Origin of the sequence: Archangium minus (assembly GCF_044360475.1) — a bacterium.
In the GTDB taxonomy this organism is placed as follows: Bacteria; Myxococcota; Myxococcia; order Myxococcales; family Myxococcaceae; genus Archangium; species Archangium minus.
Window position 1 is genome coordinate 10,082,940 of the sequence record NZ_CP043494.1, and the last position, 19,309, is coordinate 10,102,248.

The following is a 19,309-nucleotide window of genomic DNA, read 5'->3' on the forward strand; positions in this document are numbered from 1 at the left end:
CGGGCCTCTTTTGCACTGGCCCCCCTCCTGTGCTCAGGATTCACACAAACCGTGGAAGAGCCACAAGCTCAGGGCAACCCCAGGATGAGACGGACGTATTGGAAGTTGATGGGAATGCTGGTGACCCTGGCCGCACTCAGTGGCTGCCGCACCGTTCCCGTGCAGGTATCCCCTCAGGCCCCGGAGTTGCGCTTCGGTGGCCGCGTGGACCGTGCAGACCCACAGGGGCCTCGGCTCTCCTGGGGCGGCACGTCCCTGACCGTGCGCTTCACCGGCACGTCCATCGGTCTGCGCCTGCTCGACCTCCCCAAGGTCGAGGAGCACGCGCCCAACCGCTTCCGCTTCAGCGTGGATGGCGCGCCCTTCCGTGACCTCTACGTGGGCGAGGGGCACATGCTCTACCGCCTCGCCGAGGGCCTCCCCCAAGGCGAGCACGTGCTGCGCCTGGAGAAGGAGACCGAGCCCGTCGTTGGAGAGACCCAGCTCCTCGGGCTCGAGCTGGACCCAGGGGCCCGAGTGCTACCCGCGCCCCCTGGACCCGCGCGTCGCATCGAGTTCGTCGGAGACTCGGGGCTCACCGGCTTCGGCATCGAGGGCAAGAACGAGCTCTGCAGCTTCAACGCGGAGACCCAGCGCAACTCCCGCACCTGGGCCTCCCTCACCGCGCAGGCACTGGGCGCCGAGGCCTCCATCGTCGCCTTCTCCGGCAAGGGCGTGGCCGTCAACTACGCCAACGACCCTACGCCCCCCCTGCCCCAGCTCTACGCGCGCACCCTCCCCCATCGCGAGGACAGCCGCTGGGACTTCACGTCATGGGTGCCCGATGCGGTGCTCATCCAGCTCGGCTCCAATGACTTCTGGAAGGAGCACCCTGGCGAGGAGCGCTTCCGCGACGCCTACCGCTCCCTCGTGGAGAGCATTCGCGGCCACTACCCAAGCGCCCACATCGTCTGCGTCCTCGGCTCCAGCCTCAGCGACAACCATCCCAAGGAGGTCAAGGCGCGCACCCACGCTCGGGCCATGATCTCCGGTGTGGTGGAGACCCTTCGCCAGGCCGGAGATGCCCGCGTGCACTTCGTCGAGGTCCCTCCCAGGCTCGAGGACGAGGGCTTCGGCTGCACCTGGCACCCCAGCCGCAAGACGCACCAGCGCGTGGCCGAGCAAATGACGCGCTATCTCCGCGAGTTGCTCGGCTGGAAGTGACGCCCGCGTCTCATGGCTTCGGCTGAGTGACCGGCTCCGCTGGAGAGGCGCCCGGTGACAGCACGGCCTCGCACGTGCTGCCGGGCAGCCACTGACGCTTGCAGGCCTCGCGCATCAGCGGCTCACGGAACTGCCAGAGCACGACGAAGAGGAGGGCGAGCACGATGCCCACCCGGAGACCCGGAGAGCGCTCCTCTTCCTCGTCGTCCTCGCGCACCTTCACGAGGGCCGAGCGCAACATATCCGTCCGGTCCACGGTGGCGTTCTTCGGCAGCCTCGGCCTCCGGGTGATGAGGGCCGCCAGATCGCTCGTGAGCATCAGCCTGTCATTGAGCGCCCAGCCCGAGCCCTCCAGCAGCAGCGCCAGGTTGCGCTTGCGCAGCTTGAGCCACCCCAGCAGGCCTGACGGCAACATCACCAGGGCGGCGACGATGATGATCGCCGAGAGGACATCGAAGAGCGTCAGGGACTTCACCTGCGTCACGATGAACGCGAGTGACGAGCCCACCGCCGCGAACGCGATGCCCGTGGCCGCGATGAAGCCACCTGGCCCCGCCACCGGGGAAGCCGCGGGAGCCGCAGGAGCCGGTGTGGCCGGAGCCGTCGCCGCGGTGGTCGCGACACCGGTACCGTGCGCGTAGCTCTTCTCCAGCGACGCATCGAGCGACTTCTCCCCAGCCGCCGCCATCCCTTCGATCTTCTTGGAGATGAACTGGCCGATCCGCTCGAACGGCATCGTCATGGCCTCCCACAGCGACACGGGCTGGCGGACAACCTGTGTCACCACGGCGTCGAACTCGCGACCCTCCACGTCGTAGAACACGCCGCGCTTGCCCACCGCGAGCCCGCCACTCCGGCCACGCGTAGCGGGCACGGCCACCTCGTAGCTCTCACCGCCGTCCTTCGACGCCACCTGCACGTAGAGGGTGCAGGTCGTGCCCTGGCTCGTCAGCGCGGAGTGCGCGGCCCGGTTCGTCACCAGCACCGACAGCCTGTACCGGCGGCCTCCCAGGATGAGCGTCCCCTTCTCCATCAGCGCGCGCCGCTTCGTCTGGTACAGGTCCGGCATGCTGATGAAGTTGTTGGCGAACGTCAGCAGCCAGCGCTGGTAGAGGATCAACCGCTCCAGCTCGACCACCGCGTCCAGCTTGTCCTTCAACGCCAGGTCCGCCCGGCACGCTGCCTCCAGGCCATCGAGCGAGGACTCGGGGATGTCCGCCAGCCCCTCCACCCATGCATGCAGGGGACTCGCGTCCAACCTCGCCTGCCACGCCAGGATGGCATCGGCCCGCGCGCACATCTCCCGCCAGGTGGCATCCCCGAGCGTCGCCATGTCCGCGGTGATGGGCACGGCCACGTCCCGCCGGAAGGCATCGAGCTTCTCGAACGCCTGGCCCCGGTACAGCCGGGACCAGCGCAGCGCGCCTCCAGGCTCGGGAGGCGCAACGGGCAGCTCCGACACCACCCGCGCGAGCGCCTGGGTGTCCCCCAGTGCGCCCTGCACCCTTCCCGGTTCCAGCTTGAGGCTCGTGACCGCCTCGGGCTGGGCCGCCACGAGCCGGCACTGCAGGAAGTACGTATCCAGCAGCGGCCGAATCTCCTGGATGCGCCGCGCGCGCTCCACGCTCTGCGCCCCCCACACGAGCACCGACTCCTTCCCGGCCAGGTGCGTCAACAGCGCGCTCCGCTCCTCGCGGAAGCGCTGGAGCATGGGCAGGTCCACGCCCGCCTGTCCCGCGCGGTTCTTCACCTCGGGGAAGCAAGCCAGGATCTTCACCGCCAGGGGACGCAGCGACTCGGGAAGGAAGGCCGGGGCGACGATGCCATCCCCATTCTGCCCCGCCTCGAGCAACGCCTTCTCACTGGCGCGCACCTGCTCCAACGAAAGCCGCGTCCGGTCCTCGGCCTTCAGCGTCCCCAGCAGGATGCCCGCCACGTCCCGGAGCTTCGCGCCCTGCTCGGAGAGCGCGTCCAGCACGAGCACGTCGCTCGCCGCGTCCGCGCCCTGGTGGGACTTCAGCAGCTTCGCCGTGTGCTCGACGGCGGCGCGCAGCTCGGCCACCCGGATGCGTCCGTTGTGGTCGGCGTCGAGGAGCTCGAGGAAGCGGCGATCACAATTCAGCCCTTCGAGCGGGCAGGCGGTAGCCAGCCACTGTGTCTCCGGGATGCGGATGGCCTCCACGAGCACCTCGAACGAGGGAATGGAGACCTGGAGGGAGCCGCCATAGCGGCGATAGACAAGGGGGGGCGCCATATGTCGCGCAAGAGAACACAGCTCCCCGCCCAGCGGACAGTCCATCCGCTCGCCTGCCTGCTTCAGGCCTCGACCTGCTTGCATCCGGCGTTCACGCGGGGCATGTCACAGGGTGTGAGCCAGCCAGAGCAGCAGCAGATGGGGTCGAGTGTGATGGGCCAGGGTCAGCACAAGCCCATCTTCCGCGCCTACACGGAGCAGCAGCGCGCCCGGTTCAACCCTCGCATCCTCCTCTACCCCGCGGCCCTGCTGCTCCTCATCGGGCTCGGCATCTGGACCGTGTCCCTCGAGCAGGCGGCCACGCCCATCCGCGTGGAGACGACGTGGGGCCTGCGGACGGTGCGCAAGGGGATGTCGCCCCAGGATGTCTCGGGCATCCTCGGCCAGCCCACCAGCAAGGAGCGCCGCGGCAACCAGGAGTGCTACCAGTACGGTCGCCCCAGCATCAAGGTGGAGTCCTTCGTCCTGCACGTCGTCTGCTACGAGGACGGCAAGCTGCGCGAGGTCAGCGAGAAGCGCTACAACTCGTGGGTCGTGACGCAGGACGGAGCCATCTCTCCGGCGCCGCTCGCGCCCGAGGAGCTCGCGCCCCCGGCCACCGCTCCTGGCGCACCCAGCGCCCCGGGCGTCGTGGGCCAGACTCCGCTGTAGCTCACGCCGCGAGAACCACGTGTCGGGGGAGCCTCACCGCGAAGGTGGTGCCCTCCTCCGCGCTGGAGCGCACCGAGAGGGTGCCCCCGTGGCCGCGGACGATCTGCTCGACGATGTAGAGGCCCAGCCCCAGGCCCGAGGCCGGGTGCGGGCTTGCCCGGGTGAGCCGCCGGAAGGGCTCGAAGATGGTGGCGAGCTGCTCGGCCGGAATGGGCGCCCCGCCGTTGTTCACCTCCAGGACGACGCTGTCGCCCTCGTCGTGCAGCGTGAAGCGCACGGGTGTCCCCTCGGGGCTGTAGTCGAGCGCGTTCTTCCCCAGGTTGCCCACCACCTGGGCGAGCCGATCCGGATCCCACGTCCCCAGGAAGTCGCCCTCCGCGTCCAGATGCAGCTCACGCCCGGGGTGGCCGGCCTCCAGCTCCTCCATCACGTGCCGGACGAGGTGGCGGAGGTTCATTGGCTGGGGTGAGACGGGAATGCCTCCTCCCAGCCGTCCCCGGGTGAAGTCCAGCAGCTCGCCGATCATCCGCGCCATGCGCTCGGCGCTGGTGACGACGCGGCGCACGGCCTTGAGGTGACGCGCGGGCAGCTCCTCGGAGCACATCAGCGTGGTGGCGGACAGGAGGATGGCGTTGAGCGGGTTGCGCAGGTCATGCGAGACGATGCCCAGGAAGCGCTCGCGGAACTCCGCCGCCCGACGCAGCTCCTCTTCGGTACGCTGGCGCTCGGTGATGTCCACCACCACCGTGCCCACCCAATGCACCTCGTCCCACGCGTCCAGCACCGGGTAGATGCTCACCAGGAAGTGGTGGGGACGGCCCGCGTCCACTTGCGAAGAGAGGGTCAGCTCCTCGTCTCGGAGGGGCTCGCCCGTCTGGAAGACCTGACGCAGCAACGGCGCCAGGAGGTTGGCCTCTTCTTCAGGGAGCACCTCGCGCACGGTGTGTCCCAGTGCCTGCTCCATGGCCAGGCCGTGAATGTCCGCGAGCATGCGGTTGAGGCGCACGTAGCGCAGCTGCCGGTCCACGAAGGACAGGCCGATGGGCGCGGTGGACAGCAGCGAGTCCAGCAGCGCGAGTGTCTCGGACTGACGCTCGGCCTCGGCGTTGAAGAGGCGCAGCAGATCATCGCGCGTCCGCATTTCCTCTCGCGCCTCGCGCTCTCGGGTGGCAAGCCGCGTCTGCACCAACAGGGCCGTGGCCCGGCCCACCATCACTCGGAAGAGGAGCTTGTCCTCGTTGGAGAACTCGAAGGCGGTAGTGCTGCCCATGAGGGCCACGCCGAGCACCTCGTCCCCGGCGATGAGCGGCACCCCGTAGAGGGCCCGCGTGCCCCGCTCCTGGAACAGCTGGGCCGAGCGCACCTCCCATGGCCGCCGCTCGGCGGCAATCTTCTCGGCGAAGCCCGCGCCCATCTCCAGGCCCACTGACGCCCTGACCCGGAGCGCATCCCCCTCGCGCAACAGCAGCGTGACGGAGTCCACCGCCTCCGTCGTCTCCAGTACCACGCGCAGCAGCCGCTCGAGGAAGGTGTCCAGCGCCTCCGTGCCGAGCGCCGCCTCGGAGATGCGATCCAACGCCACCAACAGGCGATCCCGGGCTCGCGTATAGCGGGAGACGGCGGTGGACACGGCCTCGTCAAACAGCGTGTTGAAGCGCTCCACCTCCCGCAGCAGCAGCTCCACGTCATCCGCTCCGCGGCCTCTCACATACCGGCCATAGAGCCGCAGGACGCAGGCCCGTAGCAGGGCAAGCTCGTTCGTCACCTGCTCCAGGTCCACCCCCACATCCAGCCGCTGCAGCGCGTGGATCTCCGGCAACTCCTCCAGCGAGCCCCGCTCGCCGGTATGGACGCCCTCCACCAGGCTCGCCACCCGATCCAGCAAGAGCGGCAGGTGGTTGAGCAGATGGGGGGAATCGAGCTGCCGGGCACAGGGAAGCCGCCGCACTGCGTGCTCCCAGTCCTCCAGGATCACGGTGCGCTGCGCCCGGATGAAGTCACAGAGGCGAATCCGCCCCTCGGCTTCGGTCACTGGCTCATGCGTGGCCATATCCCAAGGATGTGAACGCAACCCCTGTACCGGGGGCGGAGACACGCACGGACTCCGTTGCCCCTCCGTCCGCAGGGCAGGCAGCCCAGCAGGCGTCCCTCTTGCGACTAGAGCTCCCGGGGGAGGCGACGCGCCACCTCGAGCAGCAGCACGCGCCGGCTCGAATGATCCACGTCGTAGAGGGCGATGGCGTCATCGACCACCACCGACAGCTTGGAGGGAGCCTGCCCGTCCGTCTTCACTTTGTTAGGCCCAGCGTTGGGCCCAGCGCCGCGGCCCCCCTCCTGCGTGAGGGAGACAGCGACAGCATCCAGCTCCTCGCGGATACGGCGGTAGGTCTCCAGCGTCAGGTGGGCGAGCTGGTTCCAGGCGGGAGGGCTGATGTCGACGGTGTAAACGGAACGGGGCATGAAACGTCGCGGTAAAGGTCCTTTCGTATTTTGAGCACAAAGCAGGCCAACGTGCATCTTCGTGAGATCAACCACTTACGAGCAACGTCCACTGAAGGACGGTGGCTCTTACAGGGGGGTGGACGGAAGAACTTTCAGGGGTTCTCAGCGCACGGGCTGATCCGCACTGGCGGTGAGAAACGGCGGGTTTCGGTTCCACGCCCCCACGGGCTCCGGGTTTCCGCCATTGATTCGAGCGCGGGATTGCGGCACCAAGCGCCATCCCCCACGCCGCGAGGTAACGCCATTCCCAGCACGAACCTGACCTTCTCGTCCGCCGAGGCCCACCGGAATTGGCTGGAGGGCCAGTCCGCCCTGCCGCGCGGCTTCCGCGTCGGACGCACGCGCCTCGAGTTCATGCCCGTCGAGGTGGCCAAGCCGGCGAAGATGAACCTGACGCTCATCGTGCTCGACGAGCCGACCCCGTCGTTCGCGGCGCTGTTCACCCGGAACGCCTTCCCGGGAGCGCCGGTGCTCATCGGGCGCCAGCGGCTGAAGGAGCCCACGCTGGGCGCGGTGGTGGTGAACAACAAGGTGAGCAACGTGTGCGCCCCCGGAGGCGTCGAGGCCTCCGAGCGGCTGTGCTCCGCCGTGGCGGGGAAGCTGGGGCTGAGCGCCTCCCAAGTGCTCCCCTGCTCGACGGGCGTCATCGGCTGGCGCCTGCCGGTGGACGCGATGGTGGACGCGGTGCCCCAGGCGGTCTCCGCGCTCGAGGCCGGCTCGGTGATGCCCGCCGCCGAGGGCATCATGACGACCGACCTGTACCCCAAGGCACGCCGAGCCGTGGTGGGGAACGGGAGCATCGTAGGCATCGCCAAGGGGGCGGGGATGATCGAGCCCAACCTGGCCACCATGCTCGTCTTCCTGATGACGGACGTGGACGTGCCGCGCGAGGCCCTGCGCACCACGCTGCACGCGGTGACGCAGAGGACCTTCGGCTGCATCAGCGTGGACAGTGACACGAGCACGTCGGACACGGTGGCGCTGCTGTCGTCGAGGAAGGTGCCCTGCCCGAGCCTCCCCGAGTTCGAGGCCGCGCTGGAGCGGGTGTGCGCGGACCTGGCCGAGGACATCGTGCGCAACGGAGAGGGCGTGCACCACGTCATGCGCGTGCGAGTGCACGGAGCGCCGAGCGAAGAGGTGGCGCGAGGCATCGGCAAGTCGGTGGTGAACTCACCGCTGTTCCAGTGCGCGGTGAACGGGAACGATCCGAACGTGGGCCGGCTGGTGGCGGCCATTGGCAAGTACGTGGGAGCGAACCACCCCGAGGTGGACCTCTCGCACTGCACGCTGCGCATGGGGGGACGGGTCATCCTCGAGCACGGCGCCTTCCGGCTCGACAATGAGGCCGAGAAGGCACTGGTCGCCCACATGAAGGGCGCTGAGCTCTACGCCAGCGTGGCACCGCCGGACGGGCTCACCTTCCGCCCGCCGGTGACGTTCCCTCCGCACGAGCGCGCGGTGGAGATCGAAGTGGACCTCGGCACCGGCCCAGCGGCCAGCACGGTGCTCGGCGCGGACCGGAGCCACGAGTACATCAGCGAGAACGCGGACTACCGCAGCTGAACACGCTCAGGTCACCATCGGCGCGTCCGGCACCCCGGTGAGGCGCGCCTCGAGCGGGAAGCGCGGCAGGCGCACCTCGAAGGTGGCGCCCTCTCCCGGCTGGCTCCGGACGTTGATGGAGCCCCCGAGGTGCTCGGTGATTCGCCGGACGAGCCACAGTCCCAGGCCGAGCCCACCATAGTGACGCTCGGAAACAGCCCGCTCAAAGCGCTCGAAGATGCGCTGCTGGTCCTCCGGTGCGATGCCAATGCCCCGGTCGCGGATCCGGATGCAGTACCCGGCCTCATCCCCCTCGAGCGTGACATCGATGGGCTTACCCCGCCCGTACTTCGCCGCGTTGGCGAGCAGGTGGGTGAAGATCTGCTCCAACCGCATCGGGTCCACGCGAGCCATGAGCGCCTCCCGGAGCTGGAGCCGCACCTCGGAGCCACTGCTCCGCAAGGCGGCCCGCTGCCGCTCCAATAGCTCGCGGACCAACCGGGCCACGTCGACGGTCTCGAAGCGGAGCTCCACCCTCCCGGAGTTGAGCCGGGAGATGTCGAGCAGGTCATCGACGAGCCGGGCCAACCGCTGCACCTGGTGCTCGGCGAGCGCGAGCTTGCGCGTGGCCCGCTCCACGTTGAAGGCTTCGTCCCCCTTCGAGGCCAGCACACGCAGCGCCTGCAGGTGGAGCTGGAGGGGGGTGATGGGCGTCTTCAGCTCGTGCGAGGCCACCGAGAGAAACTCGTCGCGCAAGCGGATGGCCTCCTGGGCCTCCTGGTAGAGGCGGTTCCGCGCCTCCTCGGCGCGCCGTCTGCGGGTGATGTCCGCCATGGCGCCGATGAGCCGCACCGGCCGCTCCTCCTCGCGCACCACGTAGCCCTGGAACCTGACCCAGGCGTAGCTGCCGTCGCCTCGCAGGAAGCGGAACTCGGCGCTCCAGCGCTCCTCTCCTCCCTCGAGGACCTGCACCAGCCCCGCCAGCACCTCCTCCCGGTCCCTCGGGTAGATGCGCGCCTCCCACCAGCTCGGATGACTGGCGTCCTCCTCCTCGGCGTACCCCAACCGCCCCAGCGCCTGCTCGCCCCACTCCATCCGGTTCTGGAGGAGATCCCAATCCCAGATGGACTCGCGCGTGGCGCGGCTCACCAGACGGTAGCGCGCCTCGCTGCGCTCCAGCCGCTTGCGCGCCAGGTGACGCTCGGTGACGTCCCGGCTCACCGCGGAGAAACCCCGGACCTTGCCGTCCTGCGACCACAGCGGGAACACCGTATCCTCGGAGAGGAACCGTGTGCCGTCCTTGCGGATGCACCAGCTCTCCACCTCGATGCGACCCTTCGCCACGGCCTGATCCAGCATCTCGCGCACCAGGCCGGGATGAGAGAGCTCGCCCTCGTGGATGAAGGTCACCGGGCGGCCGATGATCTCCTCCGCGCGGTAGCCCTTGAGCCGCTCCGCGCCGCGGCTCCAGCTCGCCACCCGGCCCTCCGCGTCCAACATGATGATGCCTTGATCGCGGAGCCCATCCACCAGCTGGCGCAGCTCCGCCTCGACGCGCCGCAGCTCCCGCTCGGAGTGCTTCAGGCCGGAGATATCGGTGGCCATGAGCCCGAGGACCCCTGGCCCATGTTGCGGGTCACGAAGCAGGAAGCGCTGCACCAGGAAGAACAGCGCTCCCTCGGGCAGCGCGAGCTCCTCCTCGAACTCCCGCGCCTCGCCCGAGGACCGCACTTCGTCATCATGGGCGCGCAGCCTCCGGGCGGTGTCGGCGGAGAAGAGCTCCTCGTCGGTGTGTCCGAGCACCTCGTCCACGGACCTGCGCAGGTAGGCGGCGAACCGGCGATTCACATAGACATAGCGTCCGTCCGGCCCCTTCAGGCAGATGACCAGGGGTGAGACCTCGAGGAGCGCCTCGAGCCGGGCCACCTCCTCCCGTCGCATCCGCTCCTGGCGCTCACGGGTGATGGCCGCTCCGAGGATGTGGGCAACGGCCTGGAGAAAAGAGATGGCGTCCACGTCGAAACGCCGCTCCGGGAACACCGCGAGGGCCAGCACGGCCACGGTCTCCCCCAGGGAATCCGGCAGCCGGACCAGGAGGCCTCGCGCGCCCGTGCCGAGCGGCGTGAGAGGAACCCGCGTGTCTTCGCCAAAGACCTCCGCGGTGAGGGAGCGCGTCGAGAGGAGCGACTGCCACCCACCGAGCTCCGACGGCTCCAGGAGCTGACCGGGCTCCAGGGAGGCTCCGAAGCAGGCCGCACATTGGAACCGGCCTTCAGCGAGGTGCTCCAGCAACGCCCCTTGGGACAGCTCCAGTACTTCGAGGAGCTGGGCGAGCGCCTCTCGAACGAGGCTCGACAGGGAGAGGCCCTGCAAGGCGAGCTGACTCAGGCTCGCCAGCACGCCATACCGCCACATCCGGGCCTGCTGTGCCGCCTGCTCCAGGTGGGCAACCCCCACTGGAGCGTGGCCGTCCTCCGAGCCCATGAGCACCCTCCTGATTGGAAAAATGCACACCCTGCCCGGACCTCGTCCCAGGACCGCCGCGTGGTGGCAAGGTCCAACCCTGGTCAACACAGCGAGGCCACGAGCCCCTCCCTCCTTGAAGGAGGCTAGGGTACGGCGTTTGCCACCCTACCTGGAGGGCCTCATGACTGCTTCGACGTACGAGCTCATCATCGCCAATGGCCTCTTCTTCGATGGGCGGGGCAGTCCGCCCCGCGTGCGGCACCTGGGCATCCGCGATGGATTGGTCACGGCTGTCAGCGAGTCGCCGCTGCCACACGGGCCCGGGACGCGCGTCATCGACGCCACGGACCGCTGGGTGATGCCCGGGTTCATCGACCTGCACACCCACTATGACGCCGAGGTGGAGCTGGCGCCCTCGCTCTCCGAATCCGTGCGCCACGGCGTCACCTCGGTGATGGTGGGGAGCTGCTCGCTCAGCCTCGCGGTGGGCACCCCCGAGGACCTCGCCGATCAGTTCTGCCGGGTGGAGGCCATCCCCTATGACACCGTGCGCTCGCTGCTCGAGCGCAAGAAGGACTGGGAGACGCACGGCGAATACCTCGCGCACCTGGACAGGATGCCGCTGGGCCCCAACGTGGGCTCCTTCGTGGGCCACTCGGCCCTCCGCGCCCACGTGATGGGGCTGGAGCGCAGCCTGGACCGCACGGTGAAGCCCTCCTCCGAGGAACTGGCCCGAATGGAGACCCTGCTGCGCGAGGGGCTCGACGAGGGCTACGCCGGCCTCTCCATCATGACGCTGAAGTGGGACAAGATTGGCGGCAACCGAGCCATCCGCAGCCAGCCCCTGCCCTCCACCTTCGCGAGCTGGTCCGAGTACCGCCGCTTCACGCGCATCCTCCGCGAGCAGGGCCGCGTCTTCCAAGGGGTGCCCAACATCACCACCAAGGTGAATGTCTTCCTCTTCCTCTGGGAGAGCATGGGGCTGCTGCGCCAGCCGTTGAAGACGACGGTCATCTCCATGATGGACAGCCGCGCCAACCGGGGCATTCACTGGCAGGTCGGCCTGTTGTCCCGCGTCTTCAACCGACTCTTGAAGGCGGACTTCCGCTGGCAAGCGCTGCCTGAAATCTTCGACCTGTGGTCGGACGGCATCGACCTGGTGGTCTTCGAGGAGTTCGGCGCGGGAGCGGCGGCGCTGCACCTGCAGGACGCGGCGGAGCGCAGGCGCCTGCTGGAGGACCCGGAGTACCGGGCTCAGTTCAAGCGGCAGTGGAAGAGCCGGCTGCTGCCCAAGGTGTTCCACCGGGACTTCAACCAGTCCCAGATACTCAAGGCGCCGGACCCGTCACTCATGGGGCGCTCGTTCGCGGACATCGCCCGAGAGCGAGGGCAGGACGTGGTGGACACCTTCCTGGACCTGGTGGCGCGCTACGGCCCGGAGCTGCGCTGGTACACGGTGATGGCCAACGACCGGCCGCGCGAGCTGGAGTCCATCGTGAGCCACCCGGACGTGCTCATCGGCTTCTCGGACGCGGGGGCACACCTGCGCAACATGGCGCACTACAACTTCCCGCTGCGAATGCTGCGGCTGGTGCGCGAGGCGGAGAAGCGCGGCGAGCCGGTGATGCCCATGGAGCGCGCGGTGCACCGGCTCACCGGGGAGCTCGCCGACTGGCTCGGGCTGGATGCTGGGACGCTCGCGCCGGGCCGCAGGGCCGACGTGGTGGTGATGGCTCCCGAGCGGCTCGGCGCCGGGCTGGACGTGCCCCAGGAATCCACGATGGAGGGCTTCGACGGCTTCGCACGGCTGGTGAACCAGAATGGTGGCGCCGTGGAGACGGTGCTCATCAATGGCCGGCTCGCGGTGCACGGCGGCGCGCTCCAGCCTGAGCTCGGTCGGGAGCGCGGCTTCGGACGCGTGCTGCGCGTGTGAAGTCAGAGCTTGCGCATGCGGACGCGGCGCACCTTGTGATCGGACCCCTTCACGAGGATGAGCCGTGCCCGCGAGCGCGTGGGCGCGATGTTCTGCGCCAGGTTCGGCCCGTTGATCTCCCCCCACACGGACTCGGCGCGGGCGATGGCCTGCTCCTCGGTGAGCTCGGCGAAGCGCCGGAAGAAGGAGCGCTCGTCGCGGAACGCCGTCTGCCGCAGGCGCAGGAAGCGGTCCACGTACCAGCGGCGGATGTCCTGCTCGTGCGCGTCCACGTAGATGGAGAAGTCGAAGAAGTCCGAGAGGAAGATGTGCGGCATCTTCCCGCCTTCCACTGGACCCGTCTGAAGGACGTTGAGCCCCTCCAGGATGAGGATGTCCGGCCGGCGGATCGTCACCACCTGGTCGGGGACGATGTCGTAGACGAGGTGCGAGTAGACGGGCGCGGTCACCTCGGCGCGTCCGGCCTTGAGCTCGGCGAGGAAGCGCACCAGGGCGCGCCGGTCGTAGCTCTCCGGAAAGCCCTTGCGGTGCATGATGTTGCGCTCGGTGAGCACGCGGTTGGGGAAGAGGAACCCGTCCGTGGTGACAAGCTCCACGTGTGGGTGATCCGGCCACCTTGAGAGCAGCGCCTGGAGGATGCGCGCCGTGGTGCTCTTGCCCACCGCGACGCTGCCCGCGATGCCGATGATGAACGGCACCTTCTGGGTGATGCCTCCGAGGAACGCCTGCTGCGCCGCCCAGAGGCTCTGCGTCGCCGCCACGTGCAGGTTGAGCAGCCGGGAGAGCGGCAGGTAGACGTCCGCCACCTCCTCGAGGTCCAGGTGCTCCCCGAGCCCGCGCAGCCCCTCCACCTCCTCCGCGGTGAGGGGGAGCGGGGTCGCGGCGCGCAGGGCCCTCCACGTCTCACGCTCGAAGTCGACGAACATGGACGCGGACTGGTGCTTGGGTACGGACATGGGGGCCATCCTACCCAAGCGTCCGCCGGCAAACGGAATCCTCGTGAACCGTTCGCCACTCCACGCCCCAAACATCCTCCGAGTGACGTTCGGACGAAACAAGCAGTACGGGGCCTTTCCAGGATTGCACAATCAGCGGCATTTTCTCTATAAACGTGCTTTAGGCCCATGGCAGTGGGGGGAAATGAATGGACATGACGATGATCCCGAAGAGCCACCGTGTCCTTCGAGGCCTCGGAGTCGGCACCCCGCTGGTGGCACTGCTGCTGGCGAACACGGCCTGTGGTCCCGTGGACGGAGCCCTCGAGCTCCAGGAGCCCGCCACCCAGGCCCAGGAGCTCGAATCCACCAACGGAGAGACGCTCAACGGGCTGGCGTTCAACGGCCTTGCCTTCAACGGGCTGGCGTTCAATGGCCTCGCCTTCAATGGGCTGAACAGCCCGGCCTTCTCGTCCTGGTTCGAGCAGGCCCCCTCACAGGCCGCCATGGTCATGAAGTACATCACCGCCTGTGCCGTGCCCGCTGGAGAGACGCGCACCTATCAGGGCGACAACGGCAGCACCTATATATGGAAGGGTGCGCTAGGACTGACACCGAACTGGGCCAGCGGCATGCCCGCGACGGTGCTCGAGCAGCAGCTCATCTCCGCGTGTCTGGCCGCCCACGTCAACAAGTACGGGCGGAAGGTGGCCATCTCCCTCCAGGGAAAGAAGGCGGACGGTCAGCCCATCCCCACGCCCCCCACGGAACTGCAGGAGTTCGGGCAGCGGGAGGGGTGCTTCTTCGGCAACCTCTTCACCCAAGAGGGCGTCTTCTCCGGCCATGACGCCAGGCCGCTGGCCTGGAACGAGAGCAGCGTACGGGTCTGCGCGCTCGGGCAGAGCAAGGGCAAGGTGTGCGAGCCCATCACCCAGGTTGGAAGCTGTGCCGCGAACTGCACGCCCGACCCCACGAACACGTACTACACGCACTGCACGCACAACGGCATCACCTACGCCGCCCTCACCACCCGCCTCCATCCCCAGGACATCTATCGGTGCGGTGACGGCACCTGCCAGTTCACCGAGTCCTGCGGCCTCGGAATCACCACCCGCTCCTGCGCCCTGGACTGCGGCCTCTGCCTCTTCTGAGCCGGGCTCCCGAGCCTCGGCTGTGGCACAGTCACGTGCGTGAACCGCTCCGCGCTCCTCCCGTGGCTGCTGCTGTGCTGTGCCCTGGCCTGCTCGCGCAAGCTGGAGTCCAACGCGCTCGGGCTCCAGTACGAGCCCCCCTCGGGCATGGCCCTGCGCACCGAGGAGCCGGGTCCACCGGCCGTGGCTCGCTTCGAGGGAGGCCTGGAGCTGCGCTCCGTCTCTGGGCAGGGCGTCCCCAGGCTCGACTCGCCCTCTGCGGACGTGCTGGGCGCCGCGGGAATCCCCGTGCCCGGCAAGCAGCTGAACGCCACCCAGGGGACGCTCCCCGCGGGCCCGGTGGCGCGCTACGAGTTCCAGCAAGGCGCGTCCCGGACACTCGTGTACTTCCTCCCCCTCAAGGACCGGTTCGTGCTCGTCCTCTACTCCGCGCCGGAGCGTGACTACGGGCCCGGCTCGGCCCGGGTGGAGCGCACGCTCTCGACGCTGATGCCCACGCGCTGAGGGCCACAAGCGCGTGCCTCAGAAGTCGAGGAACGCCGTCTCTCCATTCGAACAGCTCCGGGCCTTCACCTTGAGGGTCTTGACCACCCCCTGCTCAGGCAGGGTCTCCGGCTCCGAGGGAGTGCCCTCCTGGCGCACCCTGGCGCCGCCCGGCTCCGCGCACCGGCTCCGCGCGAGCTCGGGGGCCGGGGCAATCCACACCGTCACCTCCAGGTCCTCCGGCACACAGCCCATCTCGTCCAGAGTGGTCAGGAACTTCACCGGTGCGGAGGAGGCCTCGCAGAAGTAGCCCAGCCGGCTGCCCCGCGTGTAGGACGGGAGGCCTGCCCGGGTCGTGTAGCGGATACCCACCTCCGCCGGGAAGCCTGGCTCCCATTCCGCCTGGAAGCGCTCGGAGAAGGTCACCTCCACCGGCACGGTGAAGGAGGCATCGCAGGCGGAGAGACACGACAGCGCCATCAGGGAGAGCAGCAGACGACGGGGGGGCTTCGTCATGGGTGTTCCTCCCAGCGGAAAGCGCTTCCAGGCGATCGCAAACTCCATGCCGAAGCAGTGTTCCCTCGGAGACCCCAGCGGAGAGCCGTGCCCAGGTATGACGTACATGTCACGGAAGCCTGTGATTACCTCCAAGCCCATGCGAACCCATCACGCCAGCCGGACCGCGGTGAAGGTGGGCCGGATGATTGTCTGGCTCTCTCGGCAGCCCCGACTGGGGCCCCTGGTACCCCAGAACATCCTGAGCTCCATGGAGCGGATTCTGCTCCAGGTCGGCGAGCTGAAGCCCTGGATGCTCCGGGTCTACGAGAGCCCCTGGTACAGCCGCCTCATCACCGCCATCGAGCGGCGGACCATCCCTGGCCAGGCCCTGGAGATCGGCTTGCGCAAGCGCTTCATGGACGACGAGACCCGCGCCGCACTGGCCCGGGGCTCGCGGCAGGTGCTGGTCGTCGGAGCGGGGCTCGACATGCTGTGCTGGCGGCTGGCTCCCGAGCACCCGGAGATCACCTTCGTCGAGGTAGACCACCCGGCCACCCAGGCGCTCAAGCGCGAGGCCTTGGACGCCACGGGACCGCGCCCCTCCAACCTGCACCTGCTGGGAGTGGACCTGGCGCGCACGACCCTGGAAGAGGCGCTCTCCGGGCTGCCGGTGTGGCGCGCGGAGCTCCCGAGCGTCGTCATCGCCGAGGCCTTGCTGATGTATCTGGAGGAGAAGAGTGTCTCGGCGTTCCTCCAGGCGGTGCATCGATGCACCGGACCCGGGAGCCTGCTGCTCTTCACCTGCATCCAGAACGACGAGCAGGGCAGACTCCGGTTGGGAAAGGCGACCCGGTGGATGGTCGAGGAGGGGCTGAGGCTCGCGGGCGAGCCGTTCCTCTGGCACATCCCTGAAAGGGAGCTGCGCCCCTTCCTCGCGCGACATGGCTTCCGAATGGATGTCACACCTGAGCGTGTGGACTTGCACCGCCGGTATGTCGAGCCTGCTGGGATGCCCGAGGTGCCAGTAGCCAGGTACGAGTTCCCGGTCGTTGCCGACAGGGAGTGAATCGCTTCGCACACGGGGCATGCGGAACAGCAAATAAGGGCATTCCCATTCCAGGGGGGCACTGGACGAACCGCCCTGGTCGCCCCACCCTCCGGTATCACCCAATGCATGGAGGTAGGGGATGGGTTCGTGGCGTCACGTTGTCCTGCTCTGCTCGCTCTCCGTGGGATGCGGCGGGCCGCTCCCCGAGGAAGCAATTCAAGAGGGTGAACGGCCGCAGGCTCGCTCACCAGCCGAGGAAGGGAACGAAGAAACGGCCGCACAGGGGACTCGCCCGGAGCTGGGGACGGCACGGCTTGTGAAGGACATCTTCCCTCCGCTCTCGGGACCCGCGTGGTACGGACCCTATCCGGAGAACCTGGTGGAGTTCCGCGGGAAGCTCTTCTTCGCGGCCAACTTCGAGGATGGTCGCAGAGAGCTGTGGACGAGCGACGGCACCCCGGCGGGAACAGGGCCGCTCAAGCAGTTCCCACCTCTCTCGGGGCCCATCTTCTCCAGCTCATTGACGCAGCTGACGCCCATGGGCACGCGGCTCTTCTTCGTGGTGAATGACGAGACGCACGGCAGCGAGCTGTGGGTCAGCGATGGAACCACCGGGGGCACCCGGCTGGTGAAGGACATCGCGCCGGGGCAGGCGGACTCGGGGGCGTACAACCTCAAGGCGGTGGGGAGCACCCTGCTCTTCTTCCGCTATGTCTCCGCCACCACCACCACCCCCGCACGCAATGAGCTGTGGCGAAGCGACGGCACCGACGCCGGTACGGTGCGGGTGAAGGACTTGGGGCCCGACGCGTCCTTGATCTTCTCGCAGGCCATCGTGGGCAACACGCTCTTCTTCGCCTTGTCGGATGCGGCGCACGGGAGCGAGCTGTGGAAGAGCGATGGCACCGAAGCCGGTACAAGGCTCGTCAAGGACATCGTCCCGGGCCCCGATAGCTCCAATCCGTTCTCCTTGCGAGCCGTGGGCCAGCACGTCTTCTTCACCGCGGCGGAGGCCTCGCATGGGACCGAGCTGTGGAGGACGGATGGCACCGAAGCGGGCACGACGCTCGTCGCGGACCTGATACCGGGCCCAGACAGCAGCTTCCCACAGCTCCTCGCGCCCATCGGCGGAGGCCTGTACCTCACCACGATGGATACGGCCAACCGCTCGATGCGCCTGTACAAGTTGAAGAACGACACCGCGGGCGTTCAAGTGAAGTTCGTCGCCCCGCTGCCCAACTCCTCCATTGATCCAGACACGTCCCTCACCATCACCAACTCCACCGTGGCCAACGGGAAGCTCTTCCTCGCACTCACCCTCCAAGGCATGGGCCCGGCTCCGCTCGATACCCAGCTCTGGGTGAGCGATGGGACGAACACCGGCACGAAGATGCTGCACCACCCGTTGAGCCTGTCCGACGAGTTCGGGTCCACGCTGTACACCCTGGACGACCGCGTCCTCTTCAGTGGCCGCGATGACGTGAACGGCCTGGAGCCCTGGGTGAGCGACGGGACGGAGAACGGCACGCGGCTGTTGAAGGACATCGCACCGGGCACCGCCTCCTCATTCCCTCGGGACTTCACCCGCGTGGGCTCGAAGGTCTTCTTCGTCGCCAACGACGCAGTCCACGGCAACGAGCTGTGGCTGCTCCCTCTGGTGAACGCGCTGGACGGAGCGGACACGTCGGTCCAGCCCTGACGGAGGGTGGAACCGAACGAGGCCCGCGAGCCACTCGCGGGCCTCCCGGTTCTACTTCGCGAGCAGGCTGCGCAGGCAGAGCGACGCGTACGCCGCGGACAGTCCCGCCATGACGGACTGGGATACGATCGCGATGGGCCGCTCGACTTTCTCCCCACGCAGCAGGGCAGGCAGCTTGCGGAGGCCTCGGGCAGCCCCCAGGAAACCAAGCAGCCCAACGAGCGCCGAGCCCCCCAGCAACCCACGCTGGGAGGATCTGCGGCGCGCCAGCAGCCCCAAACCGAGCGCCGCAGTCCCGAAGCCCGCGGGGATGAGGGCCGTCTTGTGTTGAGCCCCCGTCGCGAGGAACCCACCCACTCCGAGTGTCGTCAGCAGCGATCCATAGCCAAGCGTCAAGTTCTCCATACCGCATCTCCTCCATTCCGAATGGTCACGGGCCACGAATGGCCCCGGGAATGTGGGCATGGAGCAAGCGTCCTGCTCGGGCGCAGCACCTACTCCCCGAGCCGAGTGAGTGTGGCGTTCTGAAAGAAGGAGCCCGGGTACATCTTCCCTCGCGTCGTGGCCGTCACGGTGCCGGCCATGTCGAACCGACCGCTCTCGCCGGAGAGAGAGAACGTCCCGCTCGTGAGGGTCAGAGTGAAAGAGACGCCGTCGTCGCTCCAACTGCAGGAGGCCCCCTGTTCGAGGCTCGCGACCTCCCCCTCCACCTCCGCGAGCAAAAAGCACTTCCCCGCCGAATCAGTGAGGACGAGCTCCGACGTCGTCCCCTCCGACACGCGAAAAGTCTCTGACACCTGGGAGGAGCGGTTGCCGAGCTCCTGGATGCTGTAGTGGGCAGTCCCTGTCACCGCATAACGACCGAGGAACCGCTCACCAGCAGAGCCACAACCTGGGACGGAGAGCAGGAGAAAGGACACAACACACAGGCACGTCATGAAGGG

16 protein-coding genes are annotated in these 19,309 nt (G+C 68.3%); 8 read left to right on the forward strand and 8 right to left on the reverse strand.

Annotation, left to right across the window (positions count from 1 at the left end):
* Window positions 1-84: 84 nt before the first annotated feature.
* A complete protein-coding gene (locus tag F0U60_RS41210) occupies window positions 85-1,203 on the forward strand; it encodes an SGNH/GDSL hydrolase family protein (RefSeq protein WP_395808172.1) in 1,119 nt (372 codons plus the stop codon).
* Window positions 1,204-1,213: 10 nt separating this feature from the next.
* On the opposite strand, the gene F0U60_RS41215 is transcribed toward F0U60_RS41210, so the two are convergent.
* The gene (locus F0U60_RS41215; RefSeq protein ID WP_395808174.1) at window positions 1,214-3,457 is read right to left on the reverse strand and encodes a kinesin; all 2,244 of its coding nucleotides are present in this window, start codon (window positions 3,455-3,457) and stop codon (window positions 1,214-1,216) included.
* Between F0U60_RS41215 and F0U60_RS41220 the strand changes: the two genes are divergently transcribed.
* Window positions 3,458-4,108: a hypothetical protein gene (locus tag F0U60_RS41220; RefSeq protein WP_395808176.1), complete on the forward strand. Its 651-nt coding sequence runs from the start codon at window positions 3,458-3,460 to the stop codon at window positions 4,106-4,108. It begins immediately after the preceding gene.
* Window position 4,109: 1 nt separating this feature from the next.
* Here the strand turns inward: F0U60_RS41220 and F0U60_RS41225 are convergent, their stop codons facing one another.
* Both F0U60_RS41225 and F0U60_RS41230 read right to left on the reverse strand, forming a co-directional pair.
* Window positions 4,110-6,140 carry an ATP-binding protein gene (locus tag F0U60_RS41225; protein WP_395808178.1) on the reverse strand — a complete coding sequence of 677 codons (2,031 nt, stop codon included), beginning with the start codon at window positions 6,138-6,140 and terminating at the stop codon, window positions 4,110-4,112.
* A gap of 125 nt (window positions 6,141-6,265) precedes the next feature.
* A complete protein-coding gene (locus F0U60_RS41230; RefSeq protein WP_395808180.1) occupies window positions 6,266-6,568 on the reverse strand; it encodes a type II toxin-antitoxin system RelE/ParE family toxin in 303 nt (100 codons plus the stop codon).
* A gap of 243 nt (window positions 6,569-6,811) precedes the next feature.
* Here F0U60_RS41230 and argJ point away from each other — a divergent pair, with 243 nt between their 5' ends.
* Window positions 6,812-8,173: a bifunctional glutamate N-acetyltransferase/amino-acid acetyltransferase ArgJ gene (argJ, locus tag F0U60_RS41235; protein WP_395808182.1), complete on the forward strand. Its 1,362-nt coding sequence runs from the start codon at window positions 6,812-6,814 to the stop codon at window positions 8,171-8,173.
* A 6-nt stretch (window positions 8,174-8,179) separates the two neighbouring features.
* Here argJ and F0U60_RS41240 read toward each other — a convergent pair whose 3' ends face one another.
* Complete coding sequence (locus F0U60_RS41240; RefSeq protein ID WP_395808184.1) at window positions 8,180-10,636, reverse strand: PAS domain S-box protein; 2,457 nt, start codon at window positions 10,634-10,636, stop codon at window positions 8,180-8,182.
* A gap of 163 nt (window positions 10,637-10,799) precedes the next feature.
* On the opposite strand from F0U60_RS41240, the gene F0U60_RS41245 reads away from it, so the two are divergent.
* Entirely contained in the window at window positions 10,800-12,551 is a 1,752-nt protein-coding gene (locus tag F0U60_RS41245) for an amidohydrolase family protein (RefSeq protein ID WP_395808186.1), read from the forward strand.
* 2 nt (window positions 12,552-12,553) lie between these two features.
* Here F0U60_RS41245 and coaA read toward each other — a convergent pair whose 3' ends face one another.
* Entirely contained in the window at window positions 12,554-13,507 is a 954-nt protein-coding gene (coaA, locus tag F0U60_RS41250; RefSeq protein ID WP_395808188.1) for a type I pantothenate kinase, read from the reverse strand.
* A gap of 194 nt (window positions 13,508-13,701) precedes the next feature.
* Here coaA and F0U60_RS41255 point away from each other — a divergent pair, with 194 nt between their 5' ends.
* Together F0U60_RS41255 and F0U60_RS41260 are read left to right on the forward strand one after the other, a co-directional pair.
* Entirely contained in the window at window positions 13,702-14,637 is a 936-nt protein-coding gene (locus F0U60_RS41255) for a hypothetical protein (RefSeq protein WP_395808190.1), read from the forward strand.
* Between the two features lie 39 nt (window positions 14,638-14,676).
* Entirely contained in the window at window positions 14,677-15,141 is a 465-nt protein-coding gene (locus F0U60_RS41260; protein WP_395808192.1) for a hypothetical protein, read from the forward strand.
* A gap of 18 nt (window positions 15,142-15,159) precedes the next feature.
* On the opposite strand, the gene F0U60_RS41265 is transcribed toward F0U60_RS41260, so the two are convergent.
* Complete coding sequence (locus tag F0U60_RS41265; RefSeq protein ID WP_395808194.1) at window positions 15,160-15,636, reverse strand: hypothetical protein; 477 nt, start codon at window positions 15,634-15,636, stop codon at window positions 15,160-15,162.
* A gap of 106 nt (window positions 15,637-15,742) precedes the next feature.
* On the opposite strand from F0U60_RS41265, the gene F0U60_RS41270 reads away from it, so the two are divergent.
* On the forward strand, window positions 15,743-16,684 hold the full coding sequence (locus F0U60_RS41270; RefSeq protein WP_395808196.1) for a class I SAM-dependent methyltransferase: 942 nt from the start codon (window positions 15,743-15,745) through the stop codon (window positions 16,682-16,684).
* A 121-nt stretch (window positions 16,685-16,805) separates the two neighbouring features.
* A complete protein-coding gene (locus tag F0U60_RS41275) occupies window positions 16,806-18,365 on the forward strand; it encodes an ELWxxDGT repeat protein (protein ID WP_395808198.1) in 1,560 nt (519 codons plus the stop codon).
* A 51-nt stretch (window positions 18,366-18,416) separates the two neighbouring features.
* On the opposite strand, the gene F0U60_RS41280 is transcribed toward F0U60_RS41275, so the two are convergent.
* The gene (locus F0U60_RS41280) at window positions 18,417-18,770 is read right to left on the reverse strand and encodes a hypothetical protein (RefSeq protein WP_395808200.1); all 354 of its coding nucleotides are present in this window, start codon (window positions 18,768-18,770) and stop codon (window positions 18,417-18,419) included.
* An 89-nt stretch (window positions 18,771-18,859) separates the two neighbouring features.
* Window positions 18,860-19,144, reverse strand: coding sequence for a hypothetical protein (locus F0U60_RS41285; protein WP_395808202.1), 285 nt, complete (start codon window positions 19,142-19,144; stop codon window positions 18,860-18,862).
* Window positions 19,145-19,309: the final 165 nt, after the last annotated feature.